Genomic DNA, 16,367 nt, shown 5'->3' on the forward strand with positions numbered 1-16,367 from the left:
GCGCGCGTACGGCGGGGTGAGGTGAGCGACGGTGCTCGGTGCGGCAGAGACCGCGGGGGAGGGCTGAGGGGACGGACTCAGCCGCGACAGCCGTCGCCGGCGCAGCGGCCGAAGTCGAGGAAGCGGCGCCTGGTGAGCAGCGGCATGCGTTCCCCCTTCGTCTCGTTCTGCGGGATGCTGGTATCGCCCTGCGGATGCAGGTGCTGGACTCTAACACTCGTTTCCGGACATCCGGCGGGGTGTCTCGAACTGTGGTTCGCTCGCCGTCCGTCGAGGGTTCTGCGAGGTCATGTACGGTGTCGAACACCAATGGAACATCAGGAGCGTCCCGTTATGTCCCAGGAACTGCGCGCCGTCGAGTGGACCGGAACCGGCCTCGCGCTGATCGACCAGACCGCTCTCCCGCATCGCACCGCGACCGTTGATGTCCACGATGTGGACACTCTGGTCGACGCGATCCAGCGGCTGGTCGTGCGCGGCGCCCCCGCGATCGGCGCGGCGGGCGCCTACGGCGTCGCGATCGCGCTCCTGCAGGGTGAGCGCGAGGGCTGGACGGACGACGAGATACGCAAGGCCGTCGCGCGCCTCCGCGAGGCCCGCCCGACCGCCGTGAACCTCATGGTGTGCGTGGACCGGGTCATGACCCGCTTCGGCGAGGGCCTCGACGCGGTCCTGGCGGAGGCGGCCGCGGTGCAGCGCGAGGACGTCGAGGCGAACCGGGCGATGGGCGCGTTCGGCGCGGACTGGCTGCTGCAACGGGTCGGCGCGGACCGCCCGCTGCGGATCCTGACGCACTGCAACACCGGCGCGCTGGCCACCGCCGGCTGGGGCACCGCCCTCGGTGTCATCCGCGAACTGCACGCGCGCGGGCGCCTCGAGGTCGTCTACGCCGACGAGACCCGCCCGCTGCTCCAGGGATCGCGGCTGACCGCCTGGGAGCTGGTCCAGGAGGGCATCGCGCACTTCGTCCAGGCCGACGGGGCCGCCGCCGGCACCATCCTGCGCGGCGAGGTCGACGCGGCGATCGTGGGCGCCGACCGCATCGCGGCCAACGGCGACACCGCCAACAAGGTCGGCACCGTGGGGGTCGCCCTCGCCTGCGCCGACGCGGGCATCCCGTTCCTGGTGGCGGCGCCCACCACCACGGTCGATCTCTCGACGCCGGACGGCGCCGCCATCCACATCGAACTCCGGGGCGAGGACGAGGTGCTGGAGTGGGCCGGGGTGCGGACGGCGCCCGCAGAGTCGCGCGGTCACAACCCGGCGTTCGACGTCACGCCGGGCAGGCTGGTGACGGGCCTGGTGACCGAGCGGGGCGTACTGGAGGTGTCCGCGGGGGAGCTGCCCGGGGACCGGCTGCGCTGAGCACACCCGCTGCGCCCGACGCCGGCTGCGGCTGCGCCCGGCTCCGCTGCGCCGGACACACCGAAGGCCACGGTCGAGGGACCGTGGCCTTCGGTGTGTCCCGCGTGTCCCGCGTGTCCCGCGTGTCGCGGTGGCTCGCGGGACACAGGCGGTCAGCGCCGCGTCAGCTCCAACTCCAGCAGCCATTCGACGACTTCGGTGTGGTGTCGGGCCTGGCGCGGGGTGTCGCCCCACACGTACAGACCGTGCCCGGCCACGACCACCGCGGGCATCCGCGGTTCGCGTGCCGCCTCCAGCCGGTCGCCGAGGACCTTCATGTCCTGGCTGTTGGCGATGACCGGCAGCGTCACCTCGACGTCGTGCGCGGGCTGGCCGACGCCCTTGAGCATCTCCAGGTCCTTGAAGACGATGCCGCCCGGGTGCCGGTGCCCGAGCGCCACGGAGGCCACCGTGTGCACGTGCACGACCGCGCCCGCACCGGTCAGCGCGGCCACGCGCGCGTGCAGCTCGGCCTCGGCGGACGGCTTGCCCTCGTGCACGGCGGCGCCGTCCCCGTCCACCAGCACCACGTCCGCGGGAGTCAGTTCGCCCTTGTCGTGGCCGCTCGCGGTGACCGCGAGCCGCAGCGGGTCGCGGCCGAGCACCACCGACAGGTTGCCCGAGGTGCCGCGCATCCAGCCGAAGGAGGCGAAGCGGGCGGACTCGGCGGCGAGGACCGCCCCGGCCTCCTCCAGGTCGAGTGCGGTGAGGTCGGCGGTCATGAAGTGCTCCTGGAGTTGCTTGCGGTGATCTCGTCGAACGTCCCCGCCTGCGCGTGGTCGCCGACGCCCTGCTCGAAATACGGTTCGCCCGGCCGCCGGATCCCGACCGCGTGCCAGCCGGCCTCGCGGGCCGCGTCCAGCTCGGCGGGCCGGTCGGAGAGGAACAGCAGCCGGTCGGCCGCCACTCCGGTCGATCCGGCGATACGGCGGTACGAATCCGGCTCCTGCTTCGGGCCGGCGTTCTCGGTGTCGTACAGACCGGACAGGAGCGAGGTGAGGTCGCCCGCCGGGCTGTTGGTGAACCACGCCCGCTGGGCGGACACCGCGCCCGACGAGTAGACGTACAGCCGCAGCCCCGCCGCGTGCCAGGCACGCAGCCGCGGTACGACGTCGTCGTAGAAGTGCGAGACGAGGTCGCCGCGCGCGAAGCCCTCGGACCAGATGACGCCCTGGAGGCTCTTCAGCGGGGTCGCCTTGCGGTCCTCGTCGAGCCAGGCGTTCAGTGTCTTCTCGATCGTGGCCGCGTCGGCGTCCGGCTCGCCCGTCAGCTCGCGCACCTGCGCGATCGCCCGTGCCACCGCGGGCTCCCCGGCCCGCTCGGTGAGCAGCTCGGCGAAGCGGGCGCGCGAGTACGGATACAGCACGTCCACCACGAAGCCCGTGGCGCTCGTGGTGCCCTCGATGTCGAGCACCACGGCGTCCACGTCGTACGTCGGGCCCGGTGCGCTCACGCGGCGGCCCGGTCGGCCTCGTAGCCGGCCGCGATCGTGTCGTAGTCCGGGAAGCGGCCGGCGATGGTGGAGCCGGTGAAGCTGCCGATCCAGCCGTCCTCCTCGTGGAAGAAGCGGATCGCCGTGAACGACGGGTTGGTGCCCATGTCGAACCAGTGGGTGGTGCCGCGCGGCACGCCCAGCAGGTCGCCCTTCTCGCAGAAGACGGCGTGCACCTCGCCGTTCACGTGCAGGTAGAAGATGCCGGAGCCGGAGACGAAGAAGCGGACCTCGTCATCGTCGTCGTGGGTGTGCTCCTGGAGGAACTTCTCACGGGCCGCCTTCGCCTTCGCCGGGAACTCCGGGTCGTCGCTCGGGTGCAGGCCGAGGACGTCGACGGTGGTGAAGCCCTCCTCCGCGTTCAGCTTCTCGATCTCCGGGCCGTAGGCCGCGAACACCGTCTCGCTGTCGGCGTCGAACGGCACGTCCGCGCGGACCGGCCACTGTTCGTAGCGCACGCCCAGCGGCTTGAGTGCCGCGGCGATCTCGACGGGGTCGCAGGTGCGGCGGACCAGGGTCTCCGGGCCGGACTCGGACCAGGTCGTCAGCAGCGTCATGGAAGCAACTCCAGGCTTCTGGAAGGGGCGTCCGGATACCGAGACGGATCGGACGGGGAGGGGAAAGGGGGAGACGGGCGGCGGGGACGGTCACTCAGCCGCGACAGGACGCGCCGGGACAGCGCCGCATGCAGGGCATGCGCAGCGCGTTCGCGCCATCTCTGGTCATCGGGGCCTCACTGTGCCGGGTCGGATGCCGGTTCCGTGATGGTAACTCCCGGCGGCGCGTCCTCCGCCTGTGACGTAATCGATGTCTCGAATAATGAGATGCGATGTCCATTCCTTTGACGGGTGGCTGAAATCGTTCTCATGATCTGCATATGAAGACGCTGCTGCTCGTGCGGCGGCTGTACGTGGACTTGCTCCGGTCGACCACGGCCAGCTGTCGCTGACCCCTCCCGGAGCTTTGACGCGCCCCCGTTCCCGGGGCGCTCCCCGCCATGCGCGGTGGCTCGTTCCCGTCCTTCGCTCCGGGCTCACGCACCCCTGCCCCGCCTCCCCGTCGCGCTTCCCCTTCGCGCCCCCCTTCTGCGTCACCTTGCACCTGGAGCCCCTCATGTCCCGTGTCCGTCTGCCTCTCGCCGCGCTCTCGCTGGCCTCCGTCTCCGCCCTCGTCCTCTCCGGCTGCGCGCAGTCCACGGACGCCTCGAAGGGCACCGGCGCCAACGCCGCCCCGGCCTCCGCCGCCACCGGCAAGAAGCCCGCCCCCTTCAGCGCGGGCACGGTCAAGGTGGCCCTGGTCCGGCAGAGCGGCGCCGGCGACTACTTCGAGCAGTGGGGCAACGGCGCGAAGGCCCAGGCCAAGGCACTCGGTATCGACCTGACCGTGTACGACGCCCAGGCCGACAACGCCAAGCAGGCCACCGACCTCTCCTCGGCGATCAACTCCGGGGCGAAGGCGATCATCATCGACCACGGCTTCCCGGCGACCATCCAGCCGGAGATCGACAAGGCCGTGAAGAAGGGCATCAAGGTCGTCGTCTACGACGTCGAGACCGCCACCGAGGGCGTCGTCTCCACCAAGCAGGACGACGCGAGCATGGCTCAGGCGGTCCTCGACGTGATGGCCAAGGAGGTCGGCAGGAACGCCAAGGTCGGCTACGTGAACGTGGCCGGCTACGCGGCCCTCGACAAGCGCGACGGCGTGTGGAAGTCGACGGTGACCTCGCAGGCCTGGAAGCAGCAGTTCAAGGTCGGCAAGGTCACCGACTCCACGGCCACCGACAACGTTCCCCTCGTCTCCGCCGCGCTCACCCAGCACTCCGACGTGGCCGGCGTCTTCGCGCCCTACGACGAGCTGGCCAAGGGCACCGTGCTGGCCGTGCAGAACAAGAAGCTCCAGGACAAGGTGAAGGTCTTCGGCGCCGACGTCTCCAACGCCGACATCCAGCAGATGACCGCCGCCGACAGCCCCTGGGTCGCCACCGCGGGCACCGACCCGTCCGCCGTCGGCGCGGCCGTCGTGCGCACCACGGCGCTGGAACTGGCCGGTCAGCTGAACAGGACCTCCGTCGAGTTCCCGGCCGTCGCCATCACGCAGGACTTCCTGCGCGAGAAGAAGATCGCGAACATGGACCAGCTGCGGGAGGCGCTGCCCGCGCTGAACCTGTCGCAGGTCTCCACCGCGGACTGGATCTCGAATGTCGCCCACTGAGTCCGGCCCCTCGCGGGCCGTACCCGCGGTCGGTCTCACCGACGTCAGCATGGCCTTCGGCGGCAAGACGGTGCTCGCCTCCGTGACGCTGGACATCGCACCGGGCAGCGTGGTGGCGCTGCTCGGCGCGAACGGCGCCGGCAAGTCCACGCTGATCAAGATCCTCTCGGGCGTCCACACGGACCACGGGGGAGAGGTGCGCGTCGACGGCACCCCGGTCGCCCTCGCCTCGCCGCTGGCCGCCCGTCAGCTGGGCATCCAGACGGTGCACCAGCGGATCGGCGAGGGCATCGTGCCCGGCCTCACGGTCGCCGAGAACCTGGTCTTCGAGGAGCTCGCGCAGAAACGCGGCAACCCGTTCCTGAGCGGCCGCGGCACGCTCGCCCGGGCGCGCGAGATCCAGGCCGGCCTCGGCCTGGACTGGAGCGAGCAGCTGCTCCGGCAGGACGTCGGCGAACTCGGCATCTCCGACCGGCAGTTGCTGATCCTGGCCCGCGCCTTGGCGACCCGCCCCCGGCTGCTCGTCCTCGACGAGCCCACCTCCGCGCTCTCCGCCGCCGAGGCACAGCGGCTGTTCGCGCTCGTAGAGCGGCTGCGCGAGGACGGCATCGCCGTGCTCTACGTCTCCCACCGGCTCGGCGAGATCGACGCGCTCGCCGACCGGCTGGTCGTGCTGCGCGACGGTCTGCTCACCGAGGACCAGTCCAGACCGTTCGACTGGGACGCGGCCCTGCGCGCGATGCTGGCGCAGGCCCAGGAGGTGACGACCGCCCGGCCCGTCAGGGCGGGAGCCGAAGGGGAGGTCGCCCTCTCGCTGCGCGGCGTCCGCCTCTTCGAAGGCCGCACCCCCCTCGACCTCGACCTGCGCGCGGGGGAGGTCACCGGCGTGGTGGGCCTGCTGGGCGCGGGCAAGACCGAGCTGGCGCGCGGCCTGTTCGGCGCGGAGCCCTTCGCCACCGGCACCGTCCAACTGGACGGCGCGGCCTACGCGCCCCGCCGCCCCTCCGACGCCATCCGGGCCGGCGTCCACCTCGTCCCCGAGGACCGGCACGCCGACGCCCTGGTGCCCGGCTGGTCGGTCGCGCGGAACATCTCGCTGCCGTTCCTGAAGTCCTTCTCCCGGGCCGGTCTCATGAACCGGCCGAAGGAGGACGCCCTCGGCCGCGAGACGATCGACGCCCTCGGCGTCGTCACCCGCGACGAGCACAGCACCGTCGAGGAGCTGTCCGGCGGCAACCAGCAGAAGGTCGTCGTCGGCCGCTGGCTCGCCCACACCCCGCGTGTCCTCATCCTGGACGAACCGTTCCGAGGTGTGGACATCGGAGCGAGGCGCGACATCGGCCGCCGGGCCCGCGCCCTCGCCGCCGAGGGCGGGGCCGTCCTCGTCCTGTCCGCCGACGTCGACGAGGTCCTGGAGGTGGCCGACCGGGTCGTCGTCCTCGCGGCCGGTGAGGTCCACCTCGACGCGTACGGCGAAGACGCGGAACGCGACCGCGTGATCCAGACCATCTCGGCGTCCGTCTGATGCCGGCCCGCCCCCACGAAGGCCCAGGAATCACCCCATGACCACCACCCAGAGCACCGAGGTCCCCACCAAGGCGGCGATCCGGCCGGCGGCCGGCACCGCGGGGCGCGTCCAGAACGCCGTGATCAAGTACGGCTTCATCTTCGTGACGGTCGCGCTGTTCCTGTACTTCGCGCTGACCGAGGGCTCCTTCCGCGAATCGGCCACGCTGCTCGACACCCTGCGGTACGTCTCCGTCGCCGCCATCCTCGGTCTCGGTGTCACCCTCACCATGGCCGTCGGCGGAATGGACATGTCCGTCGGGGCCGTCGCCGGACTGGGCGTCTCCGTCGCCGCCCAGACGATGGTCGTCTTCAACCAGGTCGGCACGGTCGCGATCCTCGCGGTGCTGGTGGCGGGCGCGCTCGCCGGCCTGCTCAACGCCCTGCTGATCGTCGTACTGAAGATCCCCGACATGCTCGCCACGCTCGGCACGATGTTCGTCATCCAGGGCAGCAAGCTGATCCTCGTCGACGGCCAGTCGATCACTCCCGGCATGACCATGTCCGACGGGTCGACCGCACCCGGCAGGTTCACCGACGGCTTCCTGAAGATCGACCGCGGCACGGTGGCCGGCATCCCGATCTCCGTGCTGATCTTCGGCGGTCTGACGATCGCCGCCTGGGTCTTCCTCGCCCGCACCCGCTGGGGCCGCGTCCTCTACGCCATCGGCGCCAACCCCGAGGCCTCCCGGCTGGCCGGCATCCGGGTCGGCGCCTACCGTGCCCTGGCCTACGTCATCTCCGGCGTCCTCGCCTCGGTGGGCGGGCTCATCCTGGCGTCCAGGATCGGCCAGGGCGACGTGTCGGCCGGCACCTCCCAGCTGCTGGAGGCGGTGGCGGTGGCACTCGTCGGCACCTCCGTCCTGGGCCGCGGCCGGCCGAACGTCTGGGGAACGGCCCTCGGCGCGGTGCTCATCGGCATCATCACCACCGGCCTGACCATCAAGGGCCTGCCGTACTACACGCAGGACGTCGTCGAGGGCGCGGTGTTGATCCTCGCCCTGGTCTTCAGCTTCACCCTGTCCAAGCGCCGCACCGCATAAGGAAGTTCACGACCATGGGCTACCGCATCCTGGAGACCGACGACATCCCCGCCTACCTCGGCGAGCGGGGCCACTGGGAGGACCTCGCGGACATCCGGGTCCGGGAGGTGTCGGACGGCAACATGAACCGGGTGTTCCTGGCGTCCTCCGCCGACGGCACCCGCAGCCTCGCCGTCAAGCAGGCCCTGCCCTGGGTCCGCGTCGCCGGACCCTCCTGGCCGATGAACCCCGACCGCGCCGACGCCGAGGCCCGCGCCTACGAGCAGGTCGCCAAGGTCGCCCCCGACAAGATCCCGGTGGTGCACGGCTACGACCCCGAGAACTACGCCCTCGTCATGGAGGACATGTCCGACCTCGAGGTGCTGCGCACGCTGCTCAACGAGGGCGCGGCCTACGGCCCGCACACCTCGGCGCGGATCGGCGAGTTCGTCGCCCAGTTCTCCTTCGCCACCAGCGACTTCGGCATGCCGTCCGCCGAACGCAAGGCGCTGATCGCGGCCTCCGTCAGCCCGGAGCTGTGCAAGATCACCGAAGACGTCGTGCTGTCCGAACCGTACGTCGAGCACGAACACAACCACTGGCACCCCGGCCTCGACGACCTGGCCGCGGCCTTCCGCGCCGACACCCGGCTGCGCACCGAGGTCGCCGACCTCCGACACACCTTCATGACCGGCGCGCAGGCCCTCCTCCACGGCGACCTGCACACCGGCAGCGTGATGGTCGGCCGGCGCGGAGGCGTGCCCGTGGTGCGGGTCTTCGACCCCGAGTTCTCCTTCGTCGGCCCCATCGGCTACGACCTGGGGCTGTACTGGGCCAATGTGCTGGTCTCCGAGGAACGGGCGCGGGAGCTGGGCGCGTTGTCCGACCACGCCGACCAGCTCCGGCTCTCCTGGGAGGCGTTCGAGGCCGAGTTCCGCCGTCTGTGGCCGGCCCGTGTCGACGACTTCTTCGACGACGCCTACCTCGACCGCTTCCTGCGCCGCGTCTGGACCGACGCCGTCGGCTACGCGGGCACGGAGATCGTCCGACGCGTCATCGGCTTCGCCCACCTGACCGACCTGACGACCCTGCCGGACCCGGTGCCCGCCTCCCGGCGCGCACTGCTGCTGGGGCGCGAACTGATCGTCCGCCGCGCGGAGCTGACGGACGTCGAGGCGGTACGGGCGGTCGTGGAATCGCTCGGCTGACCGGCCGGGGTGGCCGGCCGCTCACCCGGCGTCGAACCACTCCTTGCCGGCCGCCCAGTGCGCCACCCAGCCCGCGAAACCGGGCGCGGAGGTCGTGTGGCCGAACTCCGCGCCGAACGGCAGGGCACCCACGTCGGTCACCTGCCAGATCTGCCCTCGCTGGGGGCCGGTGACGACGAGGTGCCAGTTCATGGCGCATCCGTCCGTCCCCAGCACGACGGAACCGTGGTGGAGCACCTGATCGACGACCGCCTCGGGATCCTGGTCCTCGTAGGGCACGTCCTCCTCCTCCCACAGCCACTGCCGTGTGAGCGGGAACGGCTTGGCCAGGTCTCTCCTCGCCCCGTCGTCGCCCCAGTCCGAGGGCAGCTCGGCCAGCCCCACCAGCCCGTACGACGGCGGCCCCTGGAGCGACCCGTCGGAGATCTCCGCCACGAACGTGCGGTACGGCTCCGGCAGCACCACCTTGTGCTCCGCCTCGAAGGCGCGCACCGCCTCCCAGCCGAGCGCCGACGCCCCGCCGTCGTCCACGGCGAAGGCCGCCCGCAGGGACGCCAGTTCGGCGGGATCCGCCTGATCGATGTTCATGCCCCCAGGAAAGCACCCGGCACTGACAACCGGACCGCCGCGAGGGCGGACGGGCCTGAGGAGGGCATGCGAAAGGGGCGGCTCCATAGGGGTGGAGCCGCCCCTTCCCGGATCCGGCCCCGGTACGGAGGGGCCGGCCCCTGACGCCGGCCCGGGTCAGGGGAGCGGGCCGGCGGCGGGTCTTCGTCTTCGGGCGAGCGGGACCTACTTCTTGTCGAGCAGGTCCTGCACCCTGCCCCGGACGTCGTCCGTGGCGAGACCGCGGATCGTCAGCGTCGTACGGCGGCGCAGCACGTCGTCCGCCGTCTCGGCCCACTCGTTGTCGCGGGCGTAGACGACCTGCGCCCAGATCTCGGGCGCGTCCGGGTGGACGCGCGCGCCCAGCTCGGGGTTCTCGTTGGCCAGCCGCGCGATGTCGAAGGCCAGCGAGCCGTAGTGGGTGGCCAGGTGCCGGGCGGTGTCGGCCGCCATGCGCGGGCCGGGCGCCGGGTTGTCGACCAGCAGCCGGTGGGCGACCGCGCGCGGGTTGGCGACGCCGGGCAGCGGCAGCTTCTTCGGCAGCGAGGAGATCGGCTCGAAGTCGTCGCCCAGCGGGTGGCCGGGCAGCGCCTCCAGTTTCTGCATGACCGTACGGCCGATGTGCCGGAAGGTCGTCCACTTGCCGCCGGCGACGGACAGCATGCCGCCCCTGCCCTCGGTCACCACCGTCTCGCGCTTGGCCTTCGCCGTGCTGCCGGGACCGCCCGGCAGCACCCGCAGACCCGCGAAGGCGTAGGTGATCAGGTCACGGTCGAGCTGCTGGTCGCGGATGGAGAACGCGGCCTCGTCGAGTATCTGGGCGGTGTCCTTCTCGGTGACCGAGACGTCCGCCGGGTCGCCCTCGAACTCCTCGTCGGTGGTGCCGAGCAGCAGCATGTCCTCCCAGGGGAGGGCGAAGGTGATCCGGTACTTGTCGATGGGGGTCGCGAGCGCGGCCTTCCAGGGGGCGGTGCGCTTCAGGACCAGGTGGGCGCCCTTGGACAGGCGGATGGACGGAGCCGCGTTCGGGTCCTCCATCCTGCGCAGGTGGTCGACCCACGGACCGGTCGCGTTGAGCACCAGCCGGGCACTCACGCCGAACTCGTCACCGGAGAGCCGGTCGCGCAGCTCGGCGCCGGTGACCCGGCCCCTGGTGAAACGCAGCCCGGAGACCTCGGCGTGGTTCAGGACGACGGCGCCCGCCTCGACGGCGGCGCGGACCGTCATCAGCGCCATGCGCGCGTCGTTCATCTGGTCGTCGCCGTACACGGCCACGGCCTTGAGGTTGTCGGTGCGCAGCTCCGGCACGTCCTGCGCGGCCTTGGCCGGGGACAGGAGGTGACCGACGCCGTCGCCGAACGCCGACAGCGCGGAGTAGGCGAAGACGCCCGCCCCGAGCTTCGCCGCGCCGTGCGGCCCGCCCTTGTACACGGGGAGGTAGAACGTGAGCGGGTTCGCCAGGTGGGGGGCCACCTGACGGGAGACCGCACGGCGCTCGAAGTGGTTCTCCGCCACCAGCTTCACCGCGCCGGTCTGCAGGTAGCGCAGACCGCCGTGGAGGAGCTTGGAGGAGGCGGAGGAGGTGGCGCCGGCGAAGTCGCCGGCGTCGACCAGAGCCACCCTGAGCCCGGACTGCGCGGCGTGCCAGGCGGTGGAGATGCCCAGGATGCCGCCGCCGATGACGAGAAGGTCGAACGACGCCTTGGAAAGCTGCTCCCGGGTCTCGGCGCGGCTCGGGTTCGAGCCGGACGCCGGGTGCGTCCCCAGGGCAGGCACGGACTTCAGGGTGGTCTGACTGGTCATGTGGGGTTCTTACTCCTCGTCCTCGAGCCAGCCCATGGTCCGCTCGACGGCCTTGAGCCAGCTCTTGTACTCACGGTCGCGGGTCTCCGCGTCCATGCGGGGGGTCCACTCGGCGGCCCGGCGCCAGTTGGCGCGCAGATCGTCGGTGCTGGTCCAGAAACCGACGGCCAGGCCGGCGGCGTAGGCGGCGCCGAGGCAGGTGGTCTCGGCGACCATCGGGCGCACCACGGGGGCGTCCACGAAGTCCGAGAGCGTCTGCATCAGCAGGTTGTTGGAGGTCATGCCGCCGTCGACCTTGATCGCCGCGAGCTCGACGCCGGAGTCCTTCGTCATGGCGTCGGTGATCTCACGGGTCTGCCAGGCCGTGGCCTCCAGGACGGCGCGCGCGAGGTGCGCCTTGGTGACGTACCGGGTGAGGCCGGCGATCACACCGCGGGCGTCGGAACGCCAGTACGGGGCGAACAGACCGGAGAAGGCCGGCACGAAGTAGGCGCCGCCGTTGTCCTCGACCGAGAGCGCGAGGGTCTCGATCTCGGCGGCGGTGGAGATCAGGCCCATCTGGTCGCGCATCCACTGCACCAGCGAACCGGTGACGGCGATCGATCCCTCGAGGGCGTAGACCGCCTTCTGGTCGCCGATGCGGTAGCCGACCGTGGTCAGCAGGCCGTTGTAGGAGTTGACCGGCTTCTCACCGGTGTTCATCAGCAGGAAGGTGCCGGTGCCGTACGTGGACTTGGCCTCGCCCTCGGCGAAGCAGGTCTGGCCGAACAGGGCCGCCTGCTGGTCGCCGAGCGCGGAGGCGACGGGGATGCCGCCGAGCAGGTCGCCCAGCTTGCCGCCGGTGATCTCGCCGTACACCTCGGCGGAGGAGCGGATCTCCGGGAGCATCGCGAGCGGGACGCCGATGGACTCGGCGATCTTCTCGTCCCACTCCATGGTGTGCAGGTTCATCAGCATGGTGCGGGAGGCGTTGGTGACGTCGGTGACGTGCCTGCCGCCGTTCACACCGCCCGTCAGGTTCCAGATGACCCAGCTGTCCATGGTGCCGAAGAGGATGTCGCCCGCCTCGGCGCGCTCCCGCAGCCCCTCGACGTTGTCGAGCAGCCAGCGCGCCTTGGGCCCGGCGAAGTACGAGGCCAGCGGCAGGCCGGTCTCGCGGCGGAAGCGGTCCTGGCCGACGTTGCGGCCCAGCTCCTTGCAGAGCGCGTCGGTGCGGGTGTCCTGCCAGACGATGGCGTTGTGGACGGGCTCACCGGTGTTCTTGTCCCACAGCAGCGTCGTCTCACGCTGGTTGGTGATGCCGATGGCCTTGATGTCGTCGCGGGTGATGCCGGCCTTCGCGATGGCGGAGGCGACGACCTCCTCGACGTTGGTCCAGATCTCGGTGGCGTTGTGCTCCACCCAGCCCGGCTTCGGGAAGATCTGCTCGTGCTCCTTCTGGTCGACGGAGACGATACGGCCGTCCCGGTCGAAGACGATGCAGCGCGACGAGGTGGTGCCCTGGTCGATGGCGGCGATGAAGGGGCCGGCGGTGTGCGCGTCGGTCACGGTGTACTCCTGGGTTTCCGTGGTGAGGGGGCTGTCTGTACGGCGCTGCTGACTACGCGGTGTGGCTGGTGCTCTTAAGCAAAAGCGACGTTGTAGATACCCGCAGCGATCGCGCCGCCGATCAGCGGACCGACCACCGGGATCCAGGCGTAGCTCCAGTCGGAGCCGCCCTTGTTGGGCAGGGGCAGGAGGGCGTGCACGATGCGCGGACCGAGGTCACGGGCCGGGTTGATCGCGTAACCGGTCGGGCCGCCGAGGGACAGACCGATCGAGACGACCACCAGCGCGGTGATCAGTGCGCCCAGGTTGCCGAGGCCGTTGCCCTTGTCGTTCAGGCCCTGCGTGAGCACGGCGAGGACGAGCACGATGGTGCCGATGATCTCCGTGGCGAGGTTCTGCCAGACGACCCTGACCTCCGGGCCGGTGGAGAAGACGCCCAGGACCGGGCCCGCGGCCGGTTCCCGTGCCTCGACCGACTTGGCCTTCGCGGCCTCCGCCGCCGGCTCGCCGACGATCTCCTTGTCGGTGAGGTGCGCGTGGAACTGGCCGTAGTAGGCGACCCAGACCAGGGCGGCGCCGATGGCGGCACCGAGCAGCTGCCCGGCCCAGTAGACCGGAACGTTGCTCCAGTCGTCGTCCTTGATCGCGAGTGCGAGTGTGACCGCCGGGTTGAGGTGGGCGCCCGAGAGGGGCGCCGAGGTGTAGACAGCCGTCAGAACGGCGAAACCCCACCCGAAGGTGATGGCGAGCCAGCCGGCGTTACGGGCCTTGGAGGCCTTCAGCGTCACGGCGGCGCAGACGCCACCGCCGAGCAGGATGAGTATGGCGGTACCGATGGTCTCGCCGATGAAGATGTCGGAGCTGGACACCCGCGACTCCTTTGTCCTTCGTCCAGGGAAGCCGAACCCCGGGTCCCGCCGGGGGTTCGAGCGCCCTCGGGGGTGAGAGCGATGCCGGCCTTTGGCGTTGTCACACTCTAGCGCGTATTGCCGTTAGGTGTTCGACAATGTCGACCGGTGGACGGGAGTCTTGCCGCGTCGTTACGTGTGCGTCAAGAGTGTGGTTATCGAAAGCGCGATCGTTATTGATCGCCACGAGTTATCGATCTTCGCGTCGGTGCGCACGTACTCGCCCTTTTTGGCCGGTTCGCACGGTTACTTCCGCGTATGACAAAGGCCGGAGGCGTCCTGGGACGTCCCGGCCTGCTCTTGGTAACTCTCGGAAGCCCTGGGTCGGGCGGAGGTCGGGGCGGCGAGCCGCTCAGAAGCGTCCGGCGCCCAGGTCGCGCGAAACCGCGCGGGCGCAGTCCCGTACCGCGGCGATCAGCTCGGGACGCACCTCGCCGTCCCGCCCCAGCCGCTCCACCGCGCCGGTGATGCCGACCGCGCCCACGGGCATGCGCCGCCGGTCGTGGATGGGTGCGGCGATGGAGGCCACGCCCTCCCAGGTCTCCTCCACGTCGGCGGCGTAGCCCCGCGCGCGGGTCAGGTCGAGGACCCGCTCGAAGGCCTCCGTTTCGCACACCGTGCGGTCCGTGAACGGCTTGCGCTCGGCCTCCAGGACCTCGCTGTGCGCGACCGGGTCGTAGGCCGACAGCACCTTGCCCAGGGCCGTGGAGTGCAGCGGCTGCATCGCCCCGATCTCCAGCACCTGCCGGCTGTCGTCGGGCCGGAAGACGTGGTGCACGATCAGCACGCCCTGCTGGTGCAGCACTCCCAGGTGGACGCTCTCGCCGCTGGACCGGGCCAGGTCGTCCGTCCACACGAGCGCACGCGCGCGTAGCTCGTGCACGTCCAGGTAGGTGGTGCCCAGGCGCAGCAGCTCCGCGCCCAGCTGATACCGCCCGGAAGCGTCGTCCTGCTCGACGAAGCCCTCCTGCTGGAGGGTGCGCAGGATGCCGTGGGCGGTCGCCTTGGCCAGGCCGGTGGACGAGGCGATGTCCGACAGGCCCAGTCGCCGCTCGCCACCGGCGAGCAGCCGCAGCATCGCGGCCGCACGTTCGACCGACTGGATGTTCCGTGCCATCGCCGCCCTGCCTCCGTCCCCTGGACCGTCCACGCACGGCATCAACTGCCGCCGTTCGGCAATGTCGAACACTACCGGTCGATGTCGACCTCTCGCTAATGTTCGGTCGATACGTGTTACGCCATTCGCCTCCACGGAGTGACGCGGCCGTCGCACGCTCGTGCTCCGGCCGTGCCCCGCCCGTGCCCCGCTCGTGCCCGGCTCGTGCCCGCCCTGTGAAAGGCCGCCACGCCCGTCCGTCCCGTGGACGCCCCTGACCATAAGGCCTCCGTCCCGGCTACCCTGACGGCGTGCGCTCGTCTCGGGAAGGGTTTCCGCCCTCATCCTGAGGTGACGCAAAGCCGACAGCCGTCGCATCTGAGGGAGCCCTTTCATGGCCTCTGTGCCGCCGACCCCTTCCGCCGACAGCCGGACCCGTGTGTCCGAGCTCCGACAGGCGCTGGCCACCCGTGTGGTGGTGGCCGACGGAGCCATGGGCACCATGCTCCAGGCCCAGGAGCCCACCCTGGAGGACTTCGAGCAGCTCGAGGGCTGCAACGAGGTCCTCAACGTCACCCGGCCGGACATCGTCCGCTCCGTGCACGAGGAGTACTTCGACGCGGGCGTGGACTGCGTCGAGACCAACACGTTCGGCGCAAACCACTCGGCCATGGCCGAGTACGACATCGCCGAGCGGGTCTTCGAGCTGTCCGAGGCGGGCGCCCGTATCGCCCGTGAGACCGCCGACGCCTTCGCCGGACGCGACGGCCGCACGCGCTGGGTGCTGGGCTCGATCGGCCCGGGCACCAAGCTGCCCACCCTCGGCCACATCGCCTACGGCACCCTGCGCGACGGCTTCCAGGCCAACGCGGAGGGCCTGCTGGCCGGTGGCGCGGACGCCCTGATCGTGGAGACCACGCAGGACCTGCTGCAGACCAAGTCGTCCATCCTCGGTGCCCGGCGCGCCATGGAGGCGACCGGCGTCGACGTGCCCCTGCTGGTCTCGATGGCGTTCGAGACGACCGGCACGATGCTGCTCGGCTCCGAGATCGGTGCCGCGCTGACCGCGCTGGAACCCCTCGGCATCGACATGATCGGGCTGAACTGCTCGACTGGCCCGGCCGAGATGAGCGAGCACCTGCGCTATCTGGCCCGCCACTCGCGCACCCCGCTGCTGTGCATGCCCAACGCCGGTCTGCCGATCCTCACCAAGGACGGCGCCCACTTCCCGCTCGACGCCGAGGGCCTGGCCGACGCCCAGGACACCTTCGTCCGCGACTACGGGCTGAACCTGGTCGGCGGCTGCTGCGGAACGACGCCCGAGCACCTGCGGCAGCTCGTCGAGCGGGTCCGGGGGGCGTCGCCCGCCGAGCGGCAGCCGCAGCCCGAGCCCGGCGCCGCCTCCCTCTACCAGACCGTCCCGTTCCGCCAGGACACCGCCTACCTGGCGATCGGTGAGCGCACGAACGCCAACGGGTCGAAGAAGTTCCGCGAGGCGATGCT

The 16,367-nt window shown here is 71.1% G+C and carries 14 protein-coding genes; 6 read left to right on the forward strand and 8 right to left on the reverse strand.

What is annotated here, in order from left to right; genetic code table 11:
• Positions 1-333 precede the first annotated feature (333 nt).
• Entirely contained in the window at positions 334-1,365 is a 1,032-nt protein-coding gene (gene mtnA / locus ASD48_RS15320; protein ID WP_057602138.1) for an S-methyl-5-thioribose-1-phosphate isomerase, read from the forward strand.
• Positions 1,366-1,517: 152 nt separating this feature from the next.
• Here mtnA and mtnB read toward each other — a convergent pair whose 3' ends face one another.
• Genes mtnB through ASD48_RS15335 form a run of 3 tightly spaced genes read right to left on the reverse strand, consistent with a single transcriptional unit; the run spans position 1,518 to position 3,453 of the window.
• Positions 1,518-2,126 (reverse strand): methylthioribulose 1-phosphate dehydratase, encoded by a 609-nt coding sequence (gene mtnB, locus ASD48_RS15325; protein ID WP_057602139.1) that lies wholly within the window; start codon positions 2,124-2,126, stop codon positions 1,518-1,520.
• Entirely contained in the window at positions 2,123-2,857 is a 735-nt protein-coding gene (gene mtnC, locus ASD48_RS15330; protein ID WP_057602140.1) for an acireductone synthase, read from the reverse strand. The genes mtnB and mtnC overlap by 4 nt, the downstream gene beginning before the upstream one ends.
• Entirely contained in the window at positions 2,854-3,453 is a 600-nt protein-coding gene (locus ASD48_RS15335) for a cupin domain-containing protein (protein ID WP_057602141.1), read from the reverse strand. Before ASD48_RS15335 ends, mtnC begins: the two co-directional genes overlap by 4 nt.
• A gap of 556 nt (positions 3,454-4,009) precedes the next feature.
• Here ASD48_RS15335 and ASD48_RS15340 point away from each other — a divergent pair.
• From ASD48_RS15340 to mtnK, 4 genes are read left to right on the forward strand one after another with little or no spacing between them, the layout of a single operon-like run.
• Positions 4,010-5,107 (forward strand): substrate-binding domain-containing protein, encoded by a 1,098-nt coding sequence (locus ASD48_RS15340; protein WP_057602142.1) that lies wholly within the window; start codon positions 4,010-4,012, stop codon positions 5,105-5,107.
• A complete protein-coding gene (locus tag ASD48_RS15345; protein WP_057602143.1) occupies positions 5,094-6,632 on the forward strand; it encodes a sugar ABC transporter ATP-binding protein in 1,539 nt (512 codons plus the stop codon). The genes ASD48_RS15340 and ASD48_RS15345 overlap by 14 nt, the downstream gene beginning before the upstream one ends.
• 37 nt (positions 6,633-6,669) lie before the next feature.
• Positions 6,670-7,716: an ABC transporter permease gene (locus tag ASD48_RS15350; protein WP_057602144.1), complete on the forward strand. Its 1,047-nt coding sequence runs from the start codon at positions 6,670-6,672 to the stop codon at positions 7,714-7,716.
• Positions 7,717-7,730: 14 nt separating this feature from the next.
• Complete coding sequence (mtnK, locus tag ASD48_RS15355) at positions 7,731-8,903, forward strand: S-methyl-5-thioribose kinase (protein ID WP_057602145.1); 1,173 nt, start codon at positions 7,731-7,733, stop codon at positions 8,901-8,903.
• A gap of 21 nt (positions 8,904-8,924) precedes the next feature.
• Here the strand turns inward: mtnK and ASD48_RS15360 are convergent, their stop codons facing one another.
• The 5 genes from ASD48_RS15360 to ASD48_RS15380 form a co-directional block, all read right to left on the reverse strand.
• A complete protein-coding gene (locus tag ASD48_RS15360; protein ID WP_057602146.1) occupies positions 8,925-9,491 on the reverse strand; it encodes an SMI1/KNR4 family protein in 567 nt (188 codons plus the stop codon).
• A gap of 204 nt (positions 9,492-9,695) precedes the next feature.
• Positions 9,696-11,312, reverse strand: a complete 1,617-nt coding sequence (locus tag ASD48_RS15365) for a glycerol-3-phosphate dehydrogenase/oxidase (RefSeq protein WP_057602147.1) — start codon at positions 11,310-11,312, stop codon at positions 9,696-9,698.
• 9 nt (positions 11,313-11,321) lie between these two features.
• Positions 11,322-12,860: a glycerol kinase GlpK gene (glpK, locus tag ASD48_RS15370; protein WP_020128308.1), complete on the reverse strand. Its 1,539-nt coding sequence runs from the start codon at positions 12,858-12,860 to the stop codon at positions 11,322-11,324.
• A 74-nt stretch (positions 12,861-12,934) separates the two neighbouring features.
• The gene (locus tag ASD48_RS15375) at positions 12,935-13,729 is read right to left on the reverse strand and encodes an MIP/aquaporin family protein (RefSeq protein ID WP_057602148.1); all 795 of its coding nucleotides are present in this window, start codon (positions 13,727-13,729) and stop codon (positions 12,935-12,937) included.
• Positions 13,730-14,120: 391 nt separating this feature from the next.
• On the reverse strand, positions 14,121-14,885 hold the full coding sequence (locus ASD48_RS15380; protein ID WP_057602149.1) for an IclR family transcriptional regulator: 765 nt from the start codon (positions 14,883-14,885) through the stop codon (positions 14,121-14,123).
• Positions 14,886-15,258: 373 nt separating this feature from the next.
• Between ASD48_RS15380 and ASD48_RS15385 the strand changes: the two genes are divergently transcribed.
• On the forward strand, positions 15,259-16,367 hold a 1,109-nt coding region (locus tag ASD48_RS15385; protein ID WP_199875800.1), incomplete at its 3' end, for a homocysteine S-methyltransferase family protein.

The organism is Streptomyces sp. Root1310 (assembly GCF_001426425.1).
Classification (GTDB): domain Bacteria; phylum Actinomycetota; class Actinomycetes; order Streptomycetales; family Streptomycetaceae; genus Streptomyces.